The sequence below is a fragment of the Moryella indoligenes genome (genome assembly GCF_030812885.1).
Classification (GTDB): Bacteria; Bacillota; Clostridia; order Lachnospirales; family Lachnospiraceae; genus Moryella; species Moryella indoligenes.
The window spans coordinates 1-21,118 of the sequence record NZ_JAUSTO010000004.1 but is presented as its reverse complement, the minus strand read 5'-3'; the positions used below and the strand labels follow the sequence as shown (position 1 = coordinate 21,118).

19 protein-coding genes are annotated in these 21,118 nt (G+C 47.0%); 18 read left to right on the top strand and 1 reads right to left on the bottom strand.

The genetic code is table 11. The features are described 5' to 3' along the window. The first annotated feature begins 48 nt into the window (after positions 1 to 48). From J2S20_RS03925 to J2S20_RS03875, 11 genes are all read left to right on the top strand, one after another. Positions 49 to 1,137 carry a PucR family transcriptional regulator gene (locus tag J2S20_RS03925; RefSeq protein WP_106611271.1) on the top strand — a complete coding sequence of 363 codons (1,089 nt, stop codon included), beginning with the start codon at positions 49 to 51 and terminating at the stop codon, positions 1,135 to 1,137. Then, on the top strand, positions 1,137 to 1,820 hold the full coding sequence (ftsE, locus tag J2S20_RS03920; RefSeq protein WP_106611272.1) for a cell division ATP-binding protein FtsE: 684 nt from the start codon (positions 1,137 to 1,139) through the stop codon (positions 1,818 to 1,820). The genes J2S20_RS03925 and ftsE overlap by 1 nt, the downstream gene beginning before the upstream one ends. Further along, positions 1,817 to 2,725 (top strand): cell division protein FtsX, encoded by a 909-nt coding sequence (locus tag J2S20_RS03915; protein WP_307253400.1) that lies wholly within the window; start codon positions 1,817 to 1,819, stop codon positions 2,723 to 2,725. The genes ftsE and J2S20_RS03915 overlap by 4 nt, the downstream gene beginning before the upstream one ends. A gap of 8 nt (positions 2,726 to 2,733) precedes the next feature. Next, positions 2,734 to 4,023, top strand: a complete 1,290-nt coding sequence (locus J2S20_RS03910; RefSeq protein WP_307253398.1) for a murein hydrolase activator EnvC family protein — start codon at positions 2,734 to 2,736, stop codon at positions 4,021 to 4,023. A gap of 128 nt (positions 4,024 to 4,151) precedes the next feature. Further along, positions 4,152 to 5,516, top strand: coding sequence for a S41 family peptidase (locus J2S20_RS03905; RefSeq protein WP_307253395.1), 1,365 nt, complete (start codon positions 4,152 to 4,154; stop codon positions 5,514 to 5,516). Positions 5,517 to 5,650: 134 nt separating this feature from the next. Further along, entirely contained in the window at positions 5,651 to 6,493 is an 843-nt protein-coding gene (locus J2S20_RS03900; protein ID WP_307253391.1) for a basic amino acid ABC transporter substrate-binding protein, read from the top strand. Between the two features lie 102 nt (positions 6,494 to 6,595). After that, entirely contained in the window at positions 6,596 to 7,288 is a 693-nt protein-coding gene (locus tag J2S20_RS03895) for an amino acid ABC transporter permease (protein WP_307253389.1), read from the top strand. Further along, positions 7,278 to 8,018: an amino acid ABC transporter ATP-binding protein gene (locus tag J2S20_RS03890; protein ID WP_307253385.1), complete on the top strand. Its 741-nt coding sequence runs from the start codon at positions 7,278 to 7,280 to the stop codon at positions 8,016 to 8,018. The genes J2S20_RS03895 and J2S20_RS03890 overlap by 11 nt, the downstream gene beginning before the upstream one ends. A gap of 316 nt (positions 8,019 to 8,334) precedes the next feature. Continuing rightward, positions 8,335 to 11,187, top strand: coding sequence for an excinuclease ABC subunit UvrA (gene uvrA, locus J2S20_RS03885; protein ID WP_307253382.1), 2,853 nt, complete (start codon positions 8,335 to 8,337; stop codon positions 11,185 to 11,187). A 165-nt stretch (positions 11,188 to 11,352) separates the two neighbouring features. After that, entirely contained in the window at positions 11,353 to 12,909 is a 1,557-nt protein-coding gene (gene guaA, locus J2S20_RS03880; protein WP_330692745.1) for a glutamine-hydrolyzing GMP synthase, read from the top strand. Between the two features lie 220 nt (positions 12,910 to 13,129). After that, the gene (locus J2S20_RS03875) at positions 13,130 to 13,765 is read left to right on the top strand and encodes a CPBP family intramembrane glutamic endopeptidase (protein WP_307253379.1); all 636 of its coding nucleotides are present in this window, start codon (positions 13,130 to 13,132) and stop codon (positions 13,763 to 13,765) included. 84 nt (positions 13,766 to 13,849) lie between these two features. Here J2S20_RS03875 and J2S20_RS03870 read toward each other — a convergent pair whose 3' ends face one another. Then, positions 13,850 to 14,380, bottom strand: a complete 531-nt coding sequence (locus J2S20_RS03870; protein ID WP_307253377.1) for a helix-turn-helix domain-containing protein — start codon at positions 14,378 to 14,380, stop codon at positions 13,850 to 13,852. Positions 14,381 to 14,563: 183 nt separating this feature from the next. On the opposite strand from J2S20_RS03870, the gene J2S20_RS03865 reads away from it, so the two are divergent. The 7 genes from J2S20_RS03865 (at position 14,564) to J2S20_RS12215 (ending at position 20,844) form a co-directional block, all read left to right on the top strand. Then, complete coding sequence (locus tag J2S20_RS03865) at positions 14,564 to 14,749, top strand: transcriptional regulator (RefSeq protein ID WP_009529244.1); 186 nt, start codon at positions 14,564 to 14,566, stop codon at positions 14,747 to 14,749. Next, the gene (locus J2S20_RS03860) at positions 14,749 to 15,852 is read left to right on the top strand and encodes a site-specific integrase (RefSeq protein WP_307253371.1); all 1,104 of its coding nucleotides are present in this window, start codon (positions 14,749 to 14,751) and stop codon (positions 15,850 to 15,852) included. The genes J2S20_RS03865 and J2S20_RS03860 overlap by 1 nt, the downstream gene beginning before the upstream one ends. After that, a complete protein-coding gene (locus J2S20_RS03855) occupies positions 15,824 to 16,273 on the top strand; it encodes a plasmid mobilization protein (protein ID WP_307253368.1) in 450 nt (149 codons plus the stop codon). Before J2S20_RS03860 ends, J2S20_RS03855 begins: the two co-directional genes overlap by 29 nt. 107 nt (positions 16,274 to 16,380) lie before the next feature. After that, positions 16,381 to 17,313: a DNA primase gene (locus J2S20_RS03850; RefSeq protein WP_307253366.1), complete on the top strand. Its 933-nt coding sequence runs from the start codon at positions 16,381 to 16,383 to the stop codon at positions 17,311 to 17,313. After that, positions 17,306 to 18,697, top strand: a complete 1,392-nt coding sequence (locus J2S20_RS03845) for a VapE domain-containing protein (RefSeq protein WP_330692744.1) — start codon at positions 17,306 to 17,308, stop codon at positions 18,695 to 18,697. Before J2S20_RS03850 ends, J2S20_RS03845 begins: the two co-directional genes overlap by 8 nt. Before the next feature lie 306 nt (positions 18,698 to 19,003). Continuing rightward, entirely contained in the window at positions 19,004 to 19,384 is a 381-nt protein-coding gene (locus J2S20_RS03840; RefSeq protein WP_307253364.1) for a plasmid mobilization relaxosome protein MobC, read from the top strand. Next, on the top strand, positions 19,384 to 20,844 hold the full coding sequence (locus J2S20_RS12215) for a relaxase/mobilization nuclease domain-containing protein (protein ID WP_307253361.1): 1,461 nt from the start codon (positions 19,384 to 19,386) through the stop codon (positions 20,842 to 20,844). The genes J2S20_RS03840 and J2S20_RS12215 overlap by 1 nt, the downstream gene beginning before the upstream one ends. Positions 20,845 to 21,118 lie beyond the last annotated feature (274 nt).

Sequence of the window (21,118 nt, the reverse complement as noted above, 5' to 3'; positions counted from 1 at the left end):
TATAAAATCCCCGGCGGAATCCGCCTGTGCGGCTGAAAGGAGACGGAAATGATATCGAATCAGATTTTGCAGACCACGCTCGAGGGCCTGAAAAATATTACGCGCATAGAGCTCTGCATCACGGATACGGACGGCAAGGTGCTTGCCGGTACCTTCCCGGGAGCGGAGGAGTACGAGGCTTCGGCCCTCGCCTTTGCAGACTCTCCTGCGGATTCACAGGTCGTTGGCGGCTGTCAGTTTTTCAAGGTCTTCGATGAGAATCAGCTGGAGTATATCCTGCTTGCGAAGGGTACCAATGACGACGTCTACATGGTGGGAAAGCTTGCGGCTTTTCAGGTGCAGAATCTCCTGACCGCTTATAAGGAGCGCTTTGACCGCGACAACTTCATCAAGAATCTGCTTCTTGATAATCTTCTGCTGGTAGATATCTATAATCGTGCGAAGAAGCTCCACATCGATACAGATGCGCGCCGCGTGGTCTATATCATTGAGACGAAGAACGACAGAGAGGTCAATGTCCTCGAGACTGTGCGCGGATTCTTTACGGGCAAGAGCAGAGACTTTGTCACAGCTGTGGACGGACGGAACATTATCCTTGTCAGAGAGCTCCGTGACGGCGAGACCTATGATGATCTCGACAGAGCAGCAGAGGAGATTCTGAACAGCCTCCACGGGGCCGAAATTGCGAATGTCAATATCGCCTATGGCACGATTGTCAACGAGATCAAGGAGGTATCCCGCTCCTATAAGGAAGCGAAGATGGCGCTGGATGTCGGGAAGATCTTCTACAGCGAGCAGAATATCGTTGCATACAGCAGACTCGGCATCGGACGTCTCATCTATCAGCTGCCGATTCCGCTCTGCAAGATGTTCATCCGTGAGATCTTCGAGGGCAAGAACCCGGACGATTTTGACGAGGAGACCCTGCAGACCATCAACAAATTCTTTGAGAACAGCCTGAATGTGTCCGAGACCTCGCGCCAGCTCTACATTCACCGCAACACGCTGGTCTATCGCCTTGACAAGCTTCAGAAGACGACAGGACTGGATCTGCGTGTCTTTGAGGATGCCATCACCTTTAAGATTGCCCTGATGGTTGTGAAGTATATGAAATACATGGAGACGATCGATTACTGATGATCGTACTGGAAAATGTAAGCAAGAGCTACGAGCGCGGTCCGAGGGCGTCGCGGGCGCTGAAAAATATCAATCTGAGCATAGAGGACGGCGAGTTCGTATTTATTATGGGACGCTCCGGCGCGGGGAAATCCACGCTGGTGCGTCTTCTCATGAAGGAGACGGAGCCCACGGAGGGACGGCTTGTGGTGAATGACATTGAGCTGAACCGCATGCCGCGGCGCCAGATCCCGAACTATCGCCGGACGATCGGCGTCGTGTTTCAGGATTTTCGTCTGCTGAAGCATCTGAATGTGTATGAGAATGTCGCCTTTGCGCAGCGCGTGATCGGGAAGCCGGTACGGGAGATCAGGGACAATGTCTCTGAGGTGCTCCGGCTGGTTGGGCTCTCTGCGAAGTACAAGGCGAATGTCCGTGAGCTCTCCGGCGGAGAGCAGCAGAGGGTTGCGATTGCCAGAGCACTGGTGAACCGTCCGAAGCTGCTGCTGGCGGATGAGCCGACAGGAAATCTGGACGCAAGGACTGCGGAGGGGATCATGGGATTGCTGGAGCAGATCAATGCGAAGGGAACTACGGTTGTTGTAATCACACATTCCTGGGAGACGGTGAAGAGGATGCACAGGCGCGTCGTCATTTTGGATCACGGGACACTCAGAAGTGACGAGGAGCAGGTGAGTCAATGAATTTCAGCATGTTTGCATACTGCCTGAAGCAGGGAATGAAAAATATATGCCGGAACTTAAAGTTTTCGCTTGCGAGTGCAGCGACCGTTTCGGCGTGTATTTTTTTATTTTGTATGTTTTTTGCCATTGTGAGAAATTTAGATTATGTCGTGCGGAATGCGGAAAGCAGCATGGGCGTCACAGCGCTCTTTGAGGAGACACTCTCCGAAGAGGAGATACGGGCGATCGGGGCAGAGATCTCGGCGCGTCCTGAGGTGAGAGAGCTGAGCTTTATCTCAGCGGAGGAGGCCTGGGAGCAGTTTAAGAGCGAGTACTTCGCGGGAAAGGAGGAGCTTGCGGCGGGCTTTAATGAAGACAATCCGCTCGCGGGCAGCGCTTCCTATAATATTCTGCTGAATGATATCAGTGAGCAGGATGCCTTCGTCGCGTGGCTTTCCACTGTGCCGGGGGTCCGTCAGGTGAACTATGCGCGCAGCACGGTGAGCAGCCTGATGCGCCTGAATCGGGTCATCACCCTGCTCTCCGGCGGCATTATCCTCATTCTTCTGATGGTTGCGGTGTTTCTTATCGCAAATACCATCACGGTTGCGGCTGCATTCCGGAAGACGGAAAATGAGATCATGCGCATGATCGGTGCGACAAACGGAATGATACGCGCGCCCTTTGTGATTGAGGGAACTGTGATCGGCCTTGTGGGGGCGCTGCTGCCGCTGGGGGCGGTGAGTATATTCTACGGGAGAGTGGTGAACTACCTCACAGAGCGCTTCGGACTTCTGACAGACATTTTCCGCTTTCTTCCACTGAGGGCCATATTCCCGCAGATGGCGGGGACTGCGCTGCTGCTCGGCTGCGGCATCGGCTTTGGCGTGAGTTTTCTGACCATACGAAAGCACCTGAGAGTGTGAGGGCTGTGATGATGAGAGTCGGGAGAAGAGCGGCGGCAGTGCTGGGGCTGCTGGGATGTTTGCTGCTGTGCAGGGAGACAGCGCTCGCAGCACCGAATGCCGTAGAGCAGGAGAGGCTTCAGAATGCGGCCGGGCAGAAGAAGCAGCTGGAGCAGGAACAGGCAAGGACGGAGCAGCGCATCTCTGAGCTGAGCGGGCTGAAGTCTGACGTATCGGCCTATGTGGAGGGACTGGATCAGCATCTCACGGAGGTTGCGGGAGAGCTGGAGCGCCTTGAGGGGGAGATAGCCGACAAGGAGGCGGAGCTCGCAGGCACGCGGGAGGAGCTGGATCAGGCTGAGCGCGATGCGAAGCAGCAGTATAAGGATATGAAGCTTCGCATAAAATACATGTATGAGAAGGGAAATACCGGCTTCCTGGAGCTGTTGTTTTCTTCCAGAAATCTCTCCGAATTTTTTAATCACGCGGAGTATGTGCAGAAGATATCGGAGTACGACAGAAAACAGCTGGATGTCTATGAGGCGATCTGTGTGAAGATTCAGGATCAGCAGCAGAGGCTGGAGCAGGAGAAAGCGGAGCTTGAGGCTCTCCGGCAGAATGCCGCAGCGAAGCAGGACTCCCTGAAGATTCTGATGGCAGAGAAGGTACAGGAGCTCTCGATCTATTCGGAGCAGATCGGAGAGGCGCAGGATGAGCTCGCGGAGTACAAGGAACAGATCGCCGCACAGGAGGCAGAAATCAAGGCGGTGGAGGCCGCGGTGAAGGCGCGGGAGGAAGAAGAGCGGAGACGCGCCGAGGAGGAAGAGAGGCGCCGCAGGGCAGAGGAGGCGTCACGTCTCGCAGCGGGGGAGACGATAGATCCGGAGGAGAAGAAGAGCAGTGCGGCAGCCAAATCCATCGGAGACATCCGCTTCAGCTGGCCCTGCCCGGCCAGCAGCCGGGTATCCTCCGGCTATGGCAGGCGCAGCTCACCGACAAAGGGGGCCAGTTCCTTCCACCAGGGGATCGATATTGCTGCACCGACCGGTACAGCGATCGCTGCAGCAGCGGCGGGAGAGGTTGTCACTGCGAGCTACTCGCGGAGCGCAGGCAATTACGTCATGATTCATCACGGCGGCGGTGTGTATACACTCTATATGCACTGTTCCACATTGAATGTGGGACAGGGGGAGCGGGTTAGCGCCGGACAGACCATTGCAAAGGTGGGCTCGACCGGAATCTCCACCGGGCCGCATTTGCACTTCGGCGTGCGCGCCGGAGGGACATACGTGAATCCGGCGGAGTATGTGAGTCCATGAGGCAGCTGCAGTATGGGCAGAGAGTGGCATATCCGGACAGAAGACACACGGAGTCATGTATATCTGCCTGAGCCTGAGTATGGCGGCGACAGAGGAGAACCGCAGTGTGCTGCGGCGGGAGAAGAGAGATGGATAACGAGAACAAGAGTGAAACGGAGCAGCTGAATGCAGAAAAGGATGGCGCGGAGACTTCCGTTGCTGTGTCCGCCGCTCGCGCCGGAGCGGGTGCGACGGGGAAGAAGGGGAGTGGCTTCTGGAAGGGTTTTTTCTGGGGTCTTGCGGCAGCAGCTCTGCTCGTATTGATTGTGGCGGGCAGCTTTCTGTATCAGCTTGGCAGAGGGCTTCTGCCAGATGCCGCGAGTGCACGGAAGGGGGCACAGAGCGAGAAGACCGCGACGATCAGCGAGCTGCCGAATCCGGAGCACCTGGACTACGATAAGATTATGAAGAAGATCAAGCTCCTTCAGAGAGTCATCAGCAAAAACTTTCTCTTTGACGAGCATCCGGAGGAGGTGGAGAATGGAATCTATGCCGGTATGCTGAGAGGTCTGGGGGACCCTTACACCGTATATTATACGGAGGAGGAGTACACCCGGATGAATGAGGAGACCAGCGGAACCTACTCCGGAATCGGCGCGCTGCTCTCTCAGGATAAGGAGAGCGGCATCTGCACGGTGGTCACGGTCTTTGCAGGGTCGCCTGCGGAAGAGGCCGGACTGAGGGAGGGAGATATCCTCTACACAGTAGACGGAAATGAGATCACGGGAGCGGAGCTCGATTATTTTGTGTCCACCTATATACACGGTGAGGAGGGAAGCAGCGCAGAGATCGTTGTGCTCCGCGGAGAGACACGGGAGCAGCTCACGTTTACTGTGACGCGCCGAAGCATTGATGTGCCGACAGTGGAGTACGAGCTGAAGGAGGATGGAATTGCCTACCTGCGTATACTCCAGTTTGATGTGGTCACTGCGGAACAGTTTCAGAGTGCAGTGGATGCACTCACAGAGCAGGGCATGCAAAAGCTTGTTATTGATCTGAGAAACAATCCCGGCGGAGTGGTACAGTCGGCGGTGCAGATGCTCGACTACATGCTTCCGGACGGATTGCTGGTCTACACCGCAGGGAGAGACGGAGTCGGAGAGAAATACTATTCTGAGGATGGTCACGAGGTTTCTGTTCCGACCGTGCTTCTGATCAACGGAAATTCTGCAAGCTCTGCAGAAATATTTGCCGGGGCTTACAGGGACTTCGGGAGGGCCACTCTGGTAGGGACAAAGACCTTTGGAAAGGGCATTGTTCAGTTTGTGCTTCCGCTTGGGGACGGCTCGGCAGTGAAGCTCACGACACAGCACTATTACACGCCAAGCGGTTTTGATCTGCACGGCAAGGGAATAGAGCCGGATGTGTTTCTGGAGCCGGGCGAGAGCGATACAATCAATGGGGAGAGTGATGCTCAGCTTGAGCGGGCCATGCGTATTTTAAAAAATGAATAAATAATTATTCAAAACGGGGCGGTTTTTTGGAAGGCTGCCCCGCTACTTTTTTGCAAGAAACACTTGATTATACGGGAATAATGATTATAATAAAGCAAAAGTAAATGTATTTTTAAACACAGGAGGGAAAAAATATGAATAAAAAGATATTCGGCATGGCACTGGCAGCAGTGATGGCAGCAGCATTGACAGCCTGTGGAGGAAGCGGCGCAGCGACGACAGCCGCTGCGGCAGATACGCAGGCAGCGACGACGCAGGCGGCGGAGACGGAAGCCGGCTCTGCAGCAGAGAAGGCGGAGCTGAAGACCGTGAGCGAGGGGAAGCTCGTCATGAGCACCAATGCGGAGTTTCCGCCCTACGAGTACCATGATGCAGATGGGATTGTCGGAATTGATGTGGATATCTGCACAGCAATCGCAGAGAAGCTTGGCTTGGAGCTGGAGATTGAGGACATCGCATTTGATGCGATCATCCCGGAGGTCGTGTCCGGTAAAGCGGATATCGGCGCTGCGGGTATGACTGTCACGGAGGACCGCAAGAAAAACGTGGATTTCTCTGATACTTACGCGAAGGCGACGCAGGTGATTATCCTGAAGGAAGATTCTACTGTTACGGGACCGGACGATCTGAAGGGAAAGGTCATCGGCGTGCAGCAGGGAACCACCGGAGATATCTATGTGACAGATGACTTCGGTGAGGATTCCGTAGAGCGCTACGCAAAGGGCATGGAGGCCGTGCAGGCGCTGTCTCAGAGCAAGGTCGATGCAGTGATCATTGACGGTGAGACTGCGAAGCAGTATCTTAAGCAGGTTGAGGGGCTCAAGATTCTGGATGAGTCCTACACGGATGAGGAGTATGCGATTGCAGTTCAGAAGGGCAATACTGCCATGGTAGAAGCGATCAACGGAGCGCTGGCGGAGCTGAAGGCAGAGGGCAAGCTCGACGAGATCGTAGCGAAGTACATCAAGGCGGAGTAAGTTCCACAAAAGCCTGAAGCAGGTGGGGGCGGCGCTGCAGTTTATATCTGCGGCGCTGTGCCGCGTTTTGCCTGTGAAATATAAATCAGGAAGGAGTGCCGTATGTGGCAGAAATTTACTGAGGGGATTGTCCTGAACTTTATCAAGGACAATCGCTGGAGATATCTGACGAATGGCCTCGGGGTGACACTGAAGATCACTTTCTTTGCGGTGTTGCTCGGGCTGGTCATCGGCTTTGTGGTCTCGATGGTGAGAAGTGCGCATGAGAACACGGGCAAGCTGAAGCTGCTGAATGCGATCTGCGGCCTGTATCTCACTGTGATACGCGGAACACCGGTGGTAGTGCAGCTTTTGCTGATCTATTTAGGCGTCTTCAGCTCGGTCAGAGTTGACAAGACCTTTGTCGCGGTCATCGCGTTCGGAATCAACTCCGGTGCATATCAGGCGGAGATATTCCGCTCGGGCATTCAGTCGATTCCCCGCGGACAGTTTGAGGCGGGTCGAAGTCTCGGCTTTAACTATGTTCAGACCATGACAAATATCATCATGCCGCAGGCCTTCCGGAATGTGATCCCGACGCTGGCAAATGAGTTTATCGTGCTTTTGAAGGAGACCTCGGTTGCAGGATATATTGCGCTGGAGGATCTCACAAAGGGCGGAGATATTATCCGAAGCCGTACCTATGCAGCCTTCATGCCCATGCTTGCGGTTGCCGTTATCTACCTCACCATGGTGCTGTTCTTTTCGCAGGGAGTAAAATATCTGGAAAGGAGACTGAAGAAGAGTGAGCGCTGAGACGTCTTTGATTCAGGTGAAAAATCTTGGAAAAACCTTTGGCAGGCAGACAGTATTACAGGATATCACAGTGGATATCAACCAGGGGGATGTGGTCTGTGTGATCGGACCATCCGGTTCGGGAAAATCAACCTTCCTGCGCTGCCTGAACCGTCTGGAGGAGCCTAGCTCCGGGCATATTTTTTTCGAGGGCGTGGATATCTGCGACCCGAAGACGGATATTGATCTCCACAGACAGCGCATGGGCATGGTGTTCCAGCAGTTCAACCTGTTCCCGCATATGGATATACTGAAAAATTTGACGCTGGGTCCGATGAAGCTTCAGGGGAAGTCGGAGGCAGAGGCGAAGGAGACTGCGATGGAGCTGCTCGAGAAGGTGGGACTCGCAGATCGCGCGGAGTCCTACCCAAGCCAGCTCTCAGGCGGGCAGCAGCAGCGCATCGCCATAGCCCGGGCGCTCTGCATGAAGCCGGATGTGATGCTCTTCGATGAGCCGACCTCTGCACTGGATCCGGAGATGGTCGGAGAGGTTTTGAATGTTATGAAGGATCTCGCAGAGCAGAGGATGACCATGGTGGTCGTGACGCATGAGATGGGGTTTGCGAGAGAGGTCGCTTCGCGGGTGATGTTCCTTGACGGCGGATATTTTCTTGAGGAAAATGCCCCGCAGGAGTTTTTTGCGCATCCGAAGGATCCGCGTCTTCAGTCTTTCTTAAGCAAGGTACTGTGACTGCGTATCTGTAATCCATATGAATTTTGAAAGTCCGGAGGTCTGCTCTGCAAGGGGCGGCAGCCGGACTTTTTGTTTTACGGGAAGTTTCCGTTCTCCGCTCGCCGGATTATCCGGGAGCTGACCTTGTATTTGTATCGGAAGCTATTCACAATTCCGGAGGGAGTGTGATACACTTGGGTTCACCGGAGTGGGAAGATGCTGCGGGAGGGGAGCATTACCCGCGTGCTTCGTCGCCGGGTATGCGACGGCTGTGGGCAGAGTACCGCTGTCGCAGCAGTGTTTCAGGTATATATCTGAGTGGAAAAGAGAAGAAATGGCAAAACAATATATAAAAATCAGAGGTGCTTCAGAGCACAATCTGAAGCAGATCAATCTGGATATTCCGAGAGACGAGCTTGTGGTGCTCACGGGCCTCTCCGGATCCGGAAAGTCAAGTCTTGCCTTTGATACAATTTATGCGGAGGGGCAGCGGCGCTATATGGAGTCGCTGTCCTCCTACGCGCGCATGTTCCTCGGGCAGGTGGAGAAACCCGAGGTGGAGAGCATCGAGGGACTGTCCCCGGCGATCTCCATTGATCAGAAGAGCACCAACAGAAACCCGCGTTCCACGGTCGGCACGGTGACGGAGATTTATGACTATATGCGTCTGCTCTATGCGCGCATCGGGATTCCGCACTGCCCGAACTGCGGCAAGCCGATACAGAAGCAGACCATAGATCAGATGGTGGACAGAATCATGGAGCTGCCGGAGAAGACGAAGCTGCAGCTGCTTGCGCCTGTGGTACGCGGCAAGAAGGGGCGCCACGAGAAGGTGCTCGCGCAGGCGAAGAAGAGCGGCTATGTCCGTGTCCGCATTGACGGAAATCTTTATGAGCTGAGCGAGGAGATCGCGCTTGATAAGAATATCAAGCACTCCATTGAGGTGGTGGTGGATCGGCTGGTGATCCGGGAGGGAATACAAAAACGGCTCACAGATTCACTGGAGACGGCACTTGCCCTGACGGGAGGAACAGCAGCGGTCGATGTAATCGGCGGCGAGGAGCTGCACTTTTCACAGAGCTTTGCCTGCCCGGACTGCGGGATCTCCATCGAAGAGGTGGAGCCCAGGAGCTTTTCCTTCAACAATCCCTTTGGGGCCTGTCCGGATTGTCTGGGTCTCGGTTACAAGATGGAGTTTGACCTGGAGCTCATGGTGCCGGACGAGAGTCTCTCTATCAATCAGGGGGCAATTATTGCGCCGGGCTGGAACTCCTGTAATCAGAAGGGAAGCTTTACAAACGCACTGCTCTCTGCATTGGCGGAGCATTATCACTTCAGTCTGGATACACCCTTTCAGGACTATCCGGAGGAGATACGGGACATTCTGCTCCACGGAACCGGCGGAACAGAGGTGAAGGTGCGCTACCGGAGCCAGCGCGGAGAAGGGGTCTATGACGTCGCCTTCGAGGGGCTGATCGAGAATGAAAAGCGCCGCTACAGAGAAGCATTTTCCGCGAGCGCAAAGGAGGAGTATGAGTCCTTTATGCGCATTATTCCCTGTAAGACCTGCGGCGGAAAACGGCTGAAGCGTTCCAGCCTCGCGGTGACGGTGGGCGATCTGAATATTTATGACGCGACAGACATGTCTATCGTGAAATTCCGGAGCTTTATTGATCAGCTCACGCTCACAGAGATGCAGAGGATGATAGGCGAGCAGATTCTGAAGGAGATTCGGAATCGCGTCTCCTTTCTTATTGATGTGGGGCTTGATTACCTCGCACTGTCCCGGGCGACCGGGACGCTCTCCGGCGGCGAGGCACAGCGCATACGTCTCGCGACGCAGATCGGCTCGGGACTGGTTGGAGTTGCCTACATACTGGATGAGCCGAGCATAGGCCTGCATCAGAGGGACAATGACAAGCTGCTCGGGACGCTGAAGCATCTCCGGGATCTTGGAAACACGGTGCTCGTGGTGGAGCATGATGAGGATACCATGCGCGCCGCAGACTGGATTGTGGATATCGGGCCCGGCGCAGGGGAGCACGGAGGAGAGGTTATTGCTGAGGGGACTGCTGAGGACCTCATGCGGAATGAGAACAGCATCACGGGGCAGTATCTCGCAGGAAAGCTGCGGATACCGGTGCCGGATACGCGGCGTGTGCCAAAGGGATGGCTCACGGTGCGCGGGGCCAGAGAGCATAATCTGAAGAATATTGATGTGCGCTTTCCGCTGGGCATCATGACCTGTGTGACCGGAGTCTCTGGCTCAGGAAAGTCTTCTCTCGTGAATGAGATACTATACAAGTACCTCGCGAAGAAGCTAAACCGGGCGCATGAGATTCCCGGAAAGTTCCGGGCGATTGAGGGAACAGAGGCACTGGATAAGGTGATCGCCATTGATCAGTCTCCGATCGGCAGGACGCCGCGCTCCAATCCGGCGACCTACACCGGGGTGTTCGATATGATACGCGATCTCTTTGCGGCTACGCCCGACGCCAAGGCGCGGGGGTACAAGAAGGGGCGGTTCAGCTTTAATGTGAAGGGCGGGCGCTGTGAGGCCTGCTCCGGCGACGGCATTGTGAAGATCGAGATGCACTTCCTGCCGGATGTATATGTGCCCTGCGAGGTGTGTCACGGTAAGCGCTACAACCGTGAGACACTGGAGGTGCGTTATAAGGGGAAGTCCATCTATGATGTTCTGAATATGACAGTCGAGGAGGCGTTGAAGTTTTTTGAGAACGTTCCTTCCATAGCGAGGAAGATTCAGACTCTCTATGATGTAGGGCTCTCCTATATTCGTCTCGGACAGCCCAGCACGGAGCTCTCCGGCGGCGAGGCACAGCGCATCAAGCTGGCGGCGGAGCTCTCGAAGCGCGGCACGGGAAAGACGATCTATATTCTGGATGAACCGACGACAGGTCTGCACTTTGCAGATGTCCACAAGCTGGTGGAGATACTCCGTAGGCTGTCTGACAGCGGAAATACCGTCATTGTGATAGAACACAATCTTGACGTGATAAAGACTGCAGATTATATTATCGATATGGGTCCGGAGGGCGGAGAAGGCGGCGGCACAGTAGTTGTGCAGGGAACGCCGGAACAGGTGGCAGAGACAGAGCGCTCGTGGACCGGAAAATACCTGAAGCCATATCTTGCGCAGCGGGAGGAAGAGGAGGCTGTGAGCTGAGTTTTTCTGTATACTGTGTGTTGTGCATATGGCGCAGCCAAAGATGCAGGTGAAGATCTGTAAAGGCCGGCGGGCAGAAGTGCCGTGCACGCGCTGCACATGAAGGTATATGCATCGGTGAATTGAGAATATGCCCCGCGGGGCATGAACAGGAAGGAGCACAATTTGGAGATACAGAACCAGGAAAAGATCATTGTGATCGATTTTGGCGGTCAGTACAATCAGCTCGTCGCACGAAGAGTGCGCGAGAACAATGTGTACTGTGAAATTTATTCCTATAAGACCCCGCTTGAAAAGATTCGGGAGATGGCGCCGAAGGGCATCATTCTGACCGGAGGTCCGAACAGCTGCTACGAGGAGGGCGCACCCTCCTGTGATGCGGAGCTGTTCCGCATGGGCATTCCGGTGCTGGGGCTCTGCTACGGCGCACAGCTTATGAGCTGGAAGCTGGGCGGTGAGGTGCACCGCGCTGCGGAGCGAGAGTACGGAAAGACAGAAATTACAGTGGAGCCGAACGATTCCCCCTTGCTGAGGGGCGTTCCTGAGAAGACAGTCGTGTGGATGAGCCACTTTGACTCCATCTTCCGGCTGCCGGAAGGCTTCACTTCGCTGGCGCATTCCCCAAGCTGCCCTGTCGCAGTGGCTGAGAACCGCGCAGAGGGGCTCTACGCGATCCAGTTCCATCCGGAGGTGCTGCACACCGTTGAGGGCTCTAAAATTCTCCGGAATTTTGTGATTGATATCTGCGGATGCACGGGCAGCTGGCGCATGGATGAATTTGCAAAGCGTACCATCGAGGAGCTGCGCGAAAAGATCGGAGACGGCAAGGTGCTCTGCGCGCTGTCCGGCGGAGTGGATTCCTCGGTGGCGGCGGTGCTGCTCTCCAAGGCAATTGGCCCGCAGCTCACCTGCGTCTTTGTGGATCACGGTCTGCTCCGCAAAAATGAAGCGGAGGAGGTTGATGCCGTCTTCGGGCCGCAGGGGCCGTACAAGCTGAATTTCGTTCATGTAGACGCGCGGCAGCGCTTCTACAATAAGCTCGCAGGAATCACGGAGCCGGAGCAAAAGCGCAAGACCATCGGCGAGGAGTTCATTCGTGTCTTTGAGGAAGAGGCGAAGAAGATCGGCAAGGTGGATTTTCTTGTGCAGGGAACCATCTATCCGGATGTGGTTGAGAGCGGACTCGGCGGAGAGAGTGCAGTCATCAAGTCCCACCACAATGTCGGCGGCTTGCCGGAGTATGTAGATTTCAGAGAGATCATCGAGCCGCTCCGCGCGCTTTTCAAGGATGAGGTGAGAAAGGTGGGCCTGGAGCTGGGAATTCCGGAGAAGCTTGTCTTTCGTCAGCCCTTCCCGGGACCGGGACTTGGCATCCGCATCATCGGAGAGGTGACGGAGGAGAAGGTAAAGATCGTTCAGGAAGCAGACTACATCTACCGCGAGGAGATTGCCAATGCAGGTCTTGACCGGGAGATCAATCAGTACTTTGCAGCGCTGACAAACATGCGCTCTGTCGGTGTTATGGGCGATGAGCGCACTTACGATTACGCGGTCTGCCTCCGCGCAGTGCAGACGGTAGATTTCATGACCGCGGAGAGCGCGGAGCTTCCCTGGCCTCTGCTTCAGAAGGTCACCAGCCGTATCATCAATGAGGTTCGCCACGTGAACCGCGTGCTGTACGATATCACGAGCAAGCCGCCGGGAACGATAGAGTTTGAATAGAGTGACAAATATGTTTCTATTATAAAACTGTTGAAAATACAGCGTTTCAGCGTTTTGCGGGAGCAAAAAACTCCTAAGTGATACTGTTTTGATACTAAAAATGAGAAAAAGCAGGTCTAAAAGGGAGTTGTTGAATTTAGATAAATTGTTTAGAAAGCCTTCCATCATTTTGGTGGGAGGATTTTGTGGAAATAGTGAATGGTAAATTGGTGTAAAGCGTATGGACAATAAATATATCAAATTAAATATCTTTCCAATTATTGTTGAGGTACTGTTTGTATTAGCATGTTTGCCATTTCAGGGATATTATATATACATCAATTTTCTGTTTTATGTAGTATTAGCAATTTATTTCCGGTTAAGAAAAGATTTTTCCATTCAAGAATGGTTGAATGCAATTAAGGGAGGAAATGCTTTTTGGAAGCATGTGATGTTGACGATATTGTTCTTTTGTCTTGCTTTCGTATTTACAAATATCTTAGAAAAAATGTTCCCATATCTTAATACGGGAATGACAAATTTAAAAGCGGATAATTGGTTGAAGCTTGTTCTGTTTATAAGCTCTACAATAGTCTTACCCTCAATAGTAGAAGAAGTATTTTATAGAAAAAACCTTACATCTTTTAAAAATAGAAAAATTTTAATTTTGACAACACTGTTTAGCATGTTTGCATATGGCTTAGAACATACATTTGTAATTTGGGGAATTTTCTTATGTATGATATGGGCTTTGCCGTTGAGTGTTTCCTACATTAAAACCAAAAACATATATGTTACAATGACAGCGCATTTTATATGTAATTTTGTTGTAAACGGGATTGCTGTTGTTAAAATATGTGATTATCTATTGCATTGATTATCTGTACAAAACAATATTTACATTGTTAAAGCACATGACTTTAAGATTATAAAATCTTTCAGCTATGTGCTTTTTCTATGCTTATTTTATATCCGGTGGAACCTTAGCGGTTATACCTTTTCTATAAAATTTTACATTGCTTTCTTCAAAAGGAACATAATCTTTTTTCAGGCTGTCAGGATAGTTAGCCTTCCAATCCTGTAAGGCTTCTTTGGTAATTTCGTTATTTTCATATTTATCTTTCATTTTCTGCCACTGTTCAAGCATATTACGGATTCTAAGAATAGCTTCACTGCCGAAATATATACCTGTGGTGGTGTATTCAGGATCTTCATCATTTAGGATAACAGGTCGTATATTTACTTCAATACTATCATCCAGCTTAAATAAAAATCGCATTAGATCATGTTCCGTATAGGGATAATCAGGCTCTTTTAAATATTCTTTGTTTACATGGAGTGCAGCAGAAATATTTTCTAAGACATCGTCTTTAGGAGTACGAATATCAAGTTCGTATTGTCTTATCCTTACATCATTTAAATGGATTCTGTCTCCTAATGCCTTTTGCGTAATTCTTCTTAATTCACGGAATTTCTTTATCAATTTACCCAAACTCAATTTAAACACCTCCTTAGGAGCAAATTTGTTTCTCTTTAATAATATAATCGAAAATAGGCAAAAATACAATAGAAAAATAAAATTTAGAAAAAGTATTAACAGAAACAAAAAAGCTACTTATAATCTAAAATAGAAATAGAAACAAATATGCTTCTGAAAAGAAAGGAGGAAAGTACGATGGAGAAATTATTTCTTACTTCAAATGAAGTTGCCGATTTACTAAACATATCGCAGCAACAAGCTTATAAAATCATCCGAGATATGAATAAGCAGCTTGCTGAACACGGCTTTCTTGTCCTTAGGGGAAGAATTAATAAGAAATATTTTATGGAACAAATCTACAAAGCGAAGGAGGGAGAATAATGCCTGCATATAAGGACGAAAAAAGCGGGAAATGGTTCGCTTCATTCTATTATAAGGATTGGGACGGACAGAGCAGAAAAAAGCTGAAAAGGGGTTTTGAAACGAAGAAAGAGGCAATTACTTACGAGAGAAATTTCACGGTAAAGATGTCCGGTTCACTCAATATGCTCTTTGAAGATTATTTTGAACTTTATAAGGCTGATGTCATAGGCACAATAAGGTTAAATACTTGGATGACAAAAGAACATATGATAAGAACAAAGATCTTACCGTTTTTCAGCGGTATGAAAATGAGTGAAATTAAGCCAGTTATAGTAAAGAAGTGGCATAATGTACTCTTAAACATTGAAAATGCGGAAGGAGAAGCCTATAAGCCGACCTATCTTAAATCCATTCACGCACAGCTTAGTTGTATGTTCAATCATGCAGTTAAATATTACGGATTAAGGCAAAACCCGTGTAAGGTAACAGGACGAATAGGAAAGCAAAGAAGCGATGAGGAAGTGGAGTTTTGGACGAAAGAGGAATACCTACAGTTTATAGAAGCTGTTAAGGACAAGGATATTTCATTTTATGCTTTTGAAATTCTTTATTGGACAGGTATTCGGTTGGGAGAATTGAGAGCATTAACAAAAGCTGATTTCGACTTTGATAAAAAGACGATGAGGATAAGTAAATCAGCGCAGAGAATTAACGGAGAAGAAATTATTACCGATCCGAAAACGCCGAAAAGCAAAAGAACAATTATGCTTCCTGATTTTTTAATCAGGGAACTTAAAGACTATTTCCTGAAAATTGAATATTTTTCGGAAGATGAACAAATCTTTCCTAAATGCAAAACCTATTTCAATAAAGAAATGGAGCGAGGAATTAAAAAGTCGAAAGTTAAGAAAATCAAACTTCATGCACTGAGACACAGCCATATATCGCTGCTTATAGAAATGGGTTTTACACCTGTTGACATTGCAGCGAGAACAGGGCATGAAAGCATAAAGGTGTTGATGGATTATAGTCATATGTTCCCCAATAAACAGGTGGATATGGCTGATAAATTGGACAAGGAGGGAGAATATAGTGAAAGCACCGAAATTTCCAAGCTATGATGAAGCTGTAAATCGTAAAAAGAAAAAGACCAAAAATTTGCTGAGTAAAGAAGAATGGCAAGCATTGGAGGATGAGAGGAAACAAAAGGAACGAGATAAAGGCAAGCGATTTGCTAATCACAGGAAAAAGGATGTAACCATAGCGTTCAGAACAAATCAAAAAGATAGAGAGCTAATTTTCAAAAAGATTGCTATGTCCGGACTTAGTAGACAAGAATATATGACTAATGCAATCCTTAACGCTCCTATAAAAGTATTCGCAACAAGAAATGTTATAGATAATTGTAAAAATGAGCTAAAGGAAATTCTATCGGAACTTAAACGAGTGAAGCAGTACGGAGAATTGGATGCGGGTTATAGGCATGAATTGAAAATGATTACTGAAATAATAGAAGCAGCAATACAAGAAAAAAGCCTTTAGCCATAAAGACCAAAGGCAAGATGAAAGTACAACTTGGTATTTCATCCCTGACAAGATTATTTTAGCAGGTTGTACTTCCATCAGCAATATAAAGATTGGAGGTTACGATGATTAACAAGGAAAATTACTTACGAAATATTCCGATTGAATTAAGAGAATACAAACAGTGGCTATGGTTTAAGAAAATCAGAAAACAGGATCTGAAAGGGAAGGAAAAAATACTGAAGCTTCCTGTGAGTCCGATTACCTTAAAATCTGATGACTGGAATAATAAAGATCAATGGGCAGATTTTGAAACAGCAGTTAATAATATAGAAAGTAGTGGTTGTGACGGATTGTCTTTTGTGTTAAGCAGGGACGATCCGTTTGTGTGTATCGACCTGGACAATGTAAATAATAAAAAGCAGGATATGCTTATAAATGATTTCAATGATACTTATGTAGAAATTTCACAATCGGGAATAGGAATACACATTTTTGCAAAGGGGGAAATAGAAAAGAACTTTAATAACCAACTTGAGAAAGTGGAGATGTATCAAGAAAACAGATGTATTGCCATGACAGGTAATATCTATAAATTTAATGATTTTGTTGCAGAAAAAGTTCTCTTGAAACAAAAGGAGTTGGATAAATACTACAAGATATTTTCTCCAAAAAGAAGTGTCAGAGAAATTATTAGAAAGTATCAGGAAGCAGCTGAATGTGTTCCTGACAGTAATACGGTTATAGAAACGATGTGCAGGTATAACGCAAGGGCAAGAGCATTGTTTGAAGGCTCATATACCAGCGGAGATGCCAGTAAAGATGACTTTTCATTGCTTCTTTTTCTAAACAGTTTTACTCATGGAAATGCAGAAATGATGAAAGAATTATTTTTGAAATCTGCACTTAATCGCATAGGCGATCGAAGCAAAAGAAGAACGGAAAAAGGATATCTGAAATACTTGGAAGATAGTATTTCAAAAGCTATACAGGGAGGAAACAAACGATATTGGGATTATAACTATCACAGAGATGGAGGAGGGTATGCTCTTGAATAATTGGCTTAAATTTGATGATGTGGAGCTTAACGATTATCTAAATCGTGAGTTGGAAATCACAGATAAAGGTCAAGTCAAAAGTACAGCAACAAACCTAATTACTGTGTTAGTTAATCCCTCTTTCTGCAAAGAGCAATCCATTATATCAGGGAATATATTTTTTGATTCATGCAGCAGGACGATTCAGTTTTATGGAAAGCTAAAAGGAGAAAAACATTCCGAATTGGAGATAAGAAAATGGAATGATCATATGACTAATGTACTTGGTGTTGAGATTGAAAGGGAATTTGGGATCAAGTACTCAAAGAACCGAATGGAAGATGCCATTACCTTTGTTGCACATAAGAGAACCGTTAATTTACCGGCTATGTATATGAAATCATTAAGTTATGACGGAAGAGAATATATTAAAAAGCTTTTACCAAAATATCTTGGAGCAGAGGATACAGCATTAAATTCTTGGATTATGAAGCATGTTTTAGTTGGTATGGTAAAGAGAGTTTTTAATCCCGGTTGTAAGTTTGATGAGCTGATGGTCCTCACGGGCATTCAAGGTGTGGGTAAGACTTCTTTCATAGAAAAACTTGCATTACTTCCCGAGTGGTACTGTTCCTTAAATAATATCAAGGGTAAGGATGCGGTCAGTAATCTTGTAGGAAAAGTTGTAGTAGAGCTTGAGGAATTTGTCGCTCTTAGAAATACGAAAAGTGCTGATGAAGCTAAACTTTTTATATCTGCAAGAACAAGTACAGTAAGACTTCCATATGAAAGGTTTTCAACTGATGTGAAACGAACTTGCATATTGATTGCGACTACAAATGATGCAACATTTTTAAGTGATTTTTCCGGAGAAAGAAGATATTTGCCCGTAAAGGTTAATGCTGAGAACATAAAAGTCCCGTTAATGTATGATCCTGAAAAATATCCGATATTGGAAACTATCACAAGAAACGAACATGAGGAAATCATGAAACGGGATTTTGAAGGAGCTATCGCAGAAGCAGTATATCTTTACGAAAACAAACTTCACGATTTCTATTTACCGAAAGAGTTACGACCTGATTTAGATTTTGTAATTCAAACGCATAAGAGTGATAACAGACACATCCAAAACTTCTTGGACTTCATGGAATGGAAATCTACAAAGTCTGATACACCGAATTTGTTGTGTTCTGCTGAGTTTACAAGCAAATATCCTGAAACCAATGAAAAAGTATTTTCGGAACTTATGGCAAATGAAATGGCTAGCGAGTGGATATTGGAACCATCTGTTAAAAGTAAGAAAGTGAGAATTGACGGAGTGGTTCGGGTTAGCAAGAAGTTTTATAAGAGAAATGAAAGTGTTGATTTTATTGAGGTTGATTCTTCGGACATACCATTGTAAGAGTTTTGAAAAAGTCCGCTACCGCTACTCTGCTACCTGATATGAAAGGTAGTGAGGTAGTGGTAGCGACAACTTTCAAACTTTAATAAAAAACAGAGGAAATATTGAGAAGCACCGCTTGAGACAAAATGTCACTGTTTTTCTGTGATAGTTATAAGAGATTATTAGTAAAAGTATTATTTTCAGTGAGATAGCAAGCATATACTTTTTGACCACAGTCGAAAAAGTAGGCTTGTAAGCTGACAATTCAGCTTAATCAATTTTAGGGAGACCCTAAGACCCCGAAGAAGAAAGGAGTGATGAAAAATGGCAAAGACCGTTAATCGTAAAAATAATTGTACTGTTCATTTTATGGTGAACGAAGAAGATATGGAAGAACTGAACCGAAGATTTGCATTGACCAATTTTAAGAGCAAAAGAGAATTTTATAGAGACAGTATTTTCAAAAACAGAATTATCAGCATAGATATATCCGGTGAGTTTAGAAAAGAATTGAGGGAATTATCTTCTCTTGTCAGTCGTAACTCAGCGAACTTGAATCAGATTGCAAAGGCGATAAACAGCACAGGAGTTATTTACAAAGATGATATTGAAAGCATCAAAAAAGCTTTGCAAGGGGAACTGCTTTTCCTATCAGAATTTAGAGAAAAAGTTTCCGACTATATCATCAATGAGGTGATTGGCTGATGGCGGTTACGAAGATACATCCGATTAAAACTACACTGAAAAAGGCGATAGACTATATCTGTAACGAAGATAAAACCGACGATGAAATCTATGTTACAACTCACCTGTGCAGCAGAGAAAATGCTCATAAAGAATTTGAACTTACCAAGAAACAATTTGGCTCGAGAACAAAGACATTGGCACATCATTTGATTCAATCTTTTGTTCCGGAAGAAGTGAGTTTTGAAGAAGCCCATCAAGTTGGAATTGAACTTTGCGAAAAGATTTTAGAGGGGAAATATGAATATGTCTTAGCCACTCATATCGACAAAGATCATATTCATAATCACATAATCTTTAATTCCATAGATGTTGATGAGGGTAAGGTGTACCATTCCTATTACGGCTCCTATATGAACATCAGAAACCAAAGCGACAGACTTTGCAAGGAACATAATTTATCTGTCATCAACCAAGAAGCACAAAGAGAAATCAACGAGATAAAGAGAAGAAAATTTGTGAATTGGTATGACTGGAATGAGGATAAAAAAGGGAATAGCTATAAATCAAGGCTTCAGTTTGATATTGATAGAACTATAAAACAGTCCATCAACTGGCAGGACTTCTTATCTAAAATGGAAAGCTATGGTTATGAGATTAAACAAGGAAAACACATAGCTTTCAGGACTAAAAATCAGCAGAGATTTACCCGAGCAAAGACCATAGGAGCTAACTATACCGAAGAAAGAATTAAGGAACGAATCCTGAATAAAGATAGAGAGATTGGCAATATCGTAGATATTAAGAACAACGATAAAGCAAAGTCAAGTAGAGAATATGAGCATTGGGCGAAAAAGCATAATCTTAAAACAGCGGCTTCAACGCTGGTTGAGATTAGAAACAAAGGCTTTAGGTCAATGGAAGAATTGGAGCGTGGCATTAGTCGAATATCCAATGAAAAGAATGAACTAAGACAGGAATTTGACAAACTTTCATGGGAACAGAAGAGGATAAAAGATGTTGTAAAGCATATTCAAATCTGCATCAGCAAGCGAGAACATTATGAAGGCTACCGTAAAAATCCTAATGATAAAATCTATATGATGATGAACAGAAAAGATGTGGAAGCCTATCAGAAGTCTTATGAGGAAATAGATATTTTCCTTAAGCAATTTCCACACTTAAGACATATTGTAGTAGGAGAGTTAAAGACAAAATCAAGTAAAAAACTTTTCAAGAAATTAAATGAGCATTCTAAAGAATTACAAGCTAAACAAGAGGAGATAATCAAGAAATATAATTCATTAGCAGCACAGCATAAGGGATTGGAACATCTTAAAGTTAATATGAATGATTATCTTGGTAGGGATAAAACGGAGGAGAAAAAGAAATCCATTATTGGAGCAATTAAGAGGCATCGGGCTGAAGATAAGGAAAAACCAAAAGAAAAGAAAGAAGCAAGCAAAGAAGCTGAGAGATAAATTTATGGTCGGTGTGGTCTTACGACGACGCCGACTTCTTATATTTTATGACTTCACATATTTATATTGAGAAAATATAGAAATTTATAAAATATAAAACAAAAATGGAGAGAACGCTATATTTTTATCCTGGAATATGATATAATATTTTAAGTTAGATTTAGAGACTCATAGAAAGTGCTGAGTTGTAATCTGAGGCGCCAGTTTGTAAGGCGAGATGCTTGTTTGTAAATTGAAAACTGCATATTTGAAAGCGAAACGCCAGTTTTGTATG

Coding starts and splice junctions, on each gene's coding strand:
- ftsE (WP_106611272.1), top strand. CDS start 1,137: ATGATCGTACTGGAAAATGTAAGCAAGAGCTACGAGCGCGGTCCGAGG.
- uvrA (WP_307253382.1), top strand. CDS start 8,335: ATGGCAAAACAATATATAAAAATCAGAGGTGCTTCAGAGCACAATCTG.
- J2S20_RS03910 (WP_307253398.1), top strand. CDS start 2,734: ATGATGAGAGTCGGGAGAAGAGCGGCGGCAGTGCTGGGGCTGCTGGGA.
- J2S20_RS03900 (WP_307253391.1), top strand. CDS start 5,651: ATGAATAAAAAGATATTCGGCATGGCACTGGCAGCAGTGATGGCAGCA.
- J2S20_RS03915 (WP_307253400.1), top strand. CDS start 1,817: ATGAATTTCAGCATGTTTGCATACTGCCTGAAGCAGGGAATGAAAAAT.
- J2S20_RS03905 (WP_307253395.1), top strand. CDS start 4,152: ATGGATAACGAGAACAAGAGTGAAACGGAGCAGCTGAATGCAGAAAAG.
- J2S20_RS03875 (WP_307253379.1), top strand. CDS start 13,130: ATGGACAATAAATATATCAAATTAAATATCTTTCCAATTATTGTTGAG.
- J2S20_RS03925 (WP_106611271.1), top strand. CDS start 49: ATGATATCGAATCAGATTTTGCAGACCACGCTCGAGGGCCTGAAAAAT.
- J2S20_RS03860 (WP_307253371.1), top strand. CDS start 14,749: ATGCCTGCATATAAGGACGAAAAAAGCGGGAAATGGTTCGCTTCATTC.
- J2S20_RS03895 (WP_307253389.1), top strand. CDS start 6,596: ATGTGGCAGAAATTTACTGAGGGGATTGTCCTGAACTTTATCAAGGAC.
- J2S20_RS03865 (WP_009529244.1), top strand. CDS start 14,564: ATGGAGAAATTATTTCTTACTTCAAATGAAGTTGCCGATTTACTAAAC.
- J2S20_RS12215 (WP_307253361.1), top strand. CDS start 19,384: ATGGCGGTTACGAAGATACATCCGATTAAAACTACACTGAAAAAGGCG.
- J2S20_RS03850 (WP_307253366.1), top strand. CDS start 16,381: ATGATTAACAAGGAAAATTACTTACGAAATATTCCGATTGAATTAAGA.
- J2S20_RS03840 (WP_307253364.1), top strand. CDS start 19,004: ATGGCAAAGACCGTTAATCGTAAAAATAATTGTACTGTTCATTTTATG.